This is a genomic window from Mesobacillus boroniphilus JCM 21738 (assembly GCF_000517385.1).
Lineage (GTDB): Bacteria > Bacillota > Bacilli > Bacillales > Cytobacillaceae > Mesobacillus > Mesobacillus boroniphilus.
This window is the reverse complement of record NZ_BAUW01000181.1, coordinates 1-2,653: the sequence shown is the minus strand read 5'-3', so window position 1 is coordinate 2,653 and position 2,653 is coordinate 1. Positions and strand designations below refer to the sequence as shown.

At 39.7% G+C, this 2,653-nt stretch carries 1 protein-coding gene; it reads right to left on the bottom strand.

What is annotated here, in order from left to right:
• Nucleotides 1-141 precede the first annotated feature (141 nt).
• Nucleotides 142-1,905 carry a group II intron reverse transcriptase/maturase gene (gene ltrA / locus JCM21738_RS21485; RefSeq protein ID WP_051391319.1) on the bottom strand — a complete coding sequence of 588 codons (1,764 nt, stop codon included), beginning with the start codon at nt 1,903-1,905 and terminating at the stop codon, nt 142-144.
• Nucleotides 1,906-2,653: the final 748 nt, after the last annotated feature.

Sequence of the window (2,653 nt, the reverse complement as noted above, 5' to 3'; positions counted from 1 at the left end):
GTTAGCAATAGGTAAGCGTTTGAGGTTATCTCCGGCTTTTCCCCTGCTCCACACGGAACGTGCCAGTTTCCAAGCATTCCGCGCTCCATCTAGCGATGGTTTTGTTAATTATAAGTTTCAAGTTACTCTTGTAGACTTGGGTTATTTGACAGATTCTAATTCACATTTTTCCCGATATTTATTGATTTTCTGTAGCATCGGTTCTGTGATGCCCAAATTTTTCATGAGAGTATTCATCTTAACTGTATCAGTCATATGGATAATTTTATGTACATCTTTATGGAGGATGCGAAGGTTGTGAAACTTGTCGCTACCACCAAGTTGTATAGGAATATAGTGATGACAGTGCACGTCATGTGCTTGGAGAAATGAACCTGTGATTTCACAGTTACCATTTTTCATACTGTATCGGCTAATTCTATTATCCATATAATCAACACTGCGTGTCGGGATGTTCGATTCCATCAATAAGACTAATTCTTGCCTGACATTCTTATGCAAATTCTTATAAATCTGCGAGCGACCTTCCACTGTGAAGGGTGTTCGACTTTGTGTGAAACTAATAACGTTTTTGGTCTGAACATTCGCGAGAGGAAAAAGATGAATACCAGCAATTTTATAAGTCTTGAATCCCACGCTATAAAATTTCTTATAGGTTGGGGGTGGATTCGATGGGTGTGCATATTTCCCGATAGGCTTAAGACGATTGTACATCATTGCACGTATTTCGTAAGCAAGACGTGAGAACGCTAAGTTAACGTGTGTCGCTCTGTTAAAGTAATTATGTAGCCCTAAGACAAAACTATTAAAACGCAAAGCATTTTGGGCTGTTGGTGAGGAACGAAGTATTTCAATTCGTTTCTTCGCTTCAGCTTTTATCTTTTGTATTTTCTCAGCTCGAACAAAAGTGTGAGCTACTCGTTTTTTTCCTTTACGGTTTGCGCGTATGGTGAATCCTAGGAAAGCAGATTCATGTTTACGTAGATTAATAATCTTTGATTTTTCTGGTGAAATATCCAGTTTTAGACGTTCTTTTAGAAAAAGCTTTACTGCGTGATACCATCTCTCGGCAGTTTTCCAATCTCTACATAGTATTTTAAAGTCGTCAGCATAGCGTACTAAATAACCTTCTTTTAGGTGAGTGCGCTTTTTTGCGAGAAGTTCACCTTCCCTAGTCTTAAATGATTTGTGAAGGGGGAATAGTTCCCATTGATTCGCCACCCATTGGTCCAATTCATTTAGCGCAATGTTCGAAAGCAATGGTGAAAGTAAACCGCCTTGCGGCGATCCTTTTGTCGGGATTCCTTCTCCATCTACCTCAGCTTTCAACATTTTTGAGATACAAGCAATTACTTTTCTGTCTTTAACGCCTAGATTCCATAGTTGTTTAACTAGTAACGTATGATTGATATTGTCAAAAAAACCTTTAATATCGATATCTACAACGTAATGGAGTTTCGAATGGTTAACGAGAAATTGAACTCTTGCCATCGCATGGTGAGTAGACCGTAGAGGTCTAAATCCATAACTATGATTGTAAAAATGAGCTTCCGCAATTGGCTCTAGCACTTGTTTAAAACACTGTTGAATGATTCTATCGAGTATACACGGAATGCCTAGTGGTCGCATCTTGCCATTATCTTTTTCTATTAACTTCCGTCTTACTTTCTTCGGGCGATAATTCTTGAGCTGCTTTTGTATCTCTACAACTAATTCGTTCTCGGTTCGCTTCTCAATATCTAAGATGGTTTTCCCATCTGTACCTGGTGTCTTCGACCCTTTATTTGACTTGATTGTGCGATACGCTAATAAAATGTTATTCCTCGACGTGATGATGTCGTATAGATAATGGAATTTTTCTTTATTTTTGGCTCGTTGATGTAAGTCTGTAAAGGTGTCGGTCATCCCATAATAATCCCAATATCGCAGAGCTTGCACTGTGGCATCATTCCTTAATGAAGTGATGTTCCCACGTTCTTACTCGACCGGTGCAATGCACGTTTGAAAAATAATTATTAACTATCGCTAGACTTGGGGCTGTTCCTCCACCTCCATTACAGAGGTTTCATTAGTCATACCCCTACCCTCATAAGGACAAATGCATTTCGCTATGACAGCTTATAGCAACCGTTTCAGGTGACAGCCCTTCGAGCAACGTTCCTTACTTTCCAAGTACCTTATAACCTAGCTATCACTTCTAAACTTAGGTGCTTCCTGTAAGCCTGTGAGCTGGATACCGCCATTGTTCGGTATAACGTGTTTCAGAGAGGCAATTTTTACTCCACATCACTCACCCTATCGTAAGATAGGACAATAGTTTCCTATTGCTCGTAACTTTAGACCCGTACATTCAGAAGTTCGTCTATTCTTTTTTCATAAGAAAATTCTCACCATATTTAGTTTTTCAGCCATCCGGCATATCCATTAGCATACCTTTTCCGAAAAGAATGGCTTCAGCCTTTGTTCTGCCGACTTCACCTGTGCTCCAGACCCCATAATCTGTCTATTATGGCGCATGCAGGAGTATCAATGGGATAGTTTCAAAATACGTGGTTTTATCATTCCTATCCTCGGTTATAAAGTTAGGATTCCCAATGAAATCCCTTGTCGTTTCACGCAATTGCGCTTATGACAAAACTTGTCGCGCTGCCCC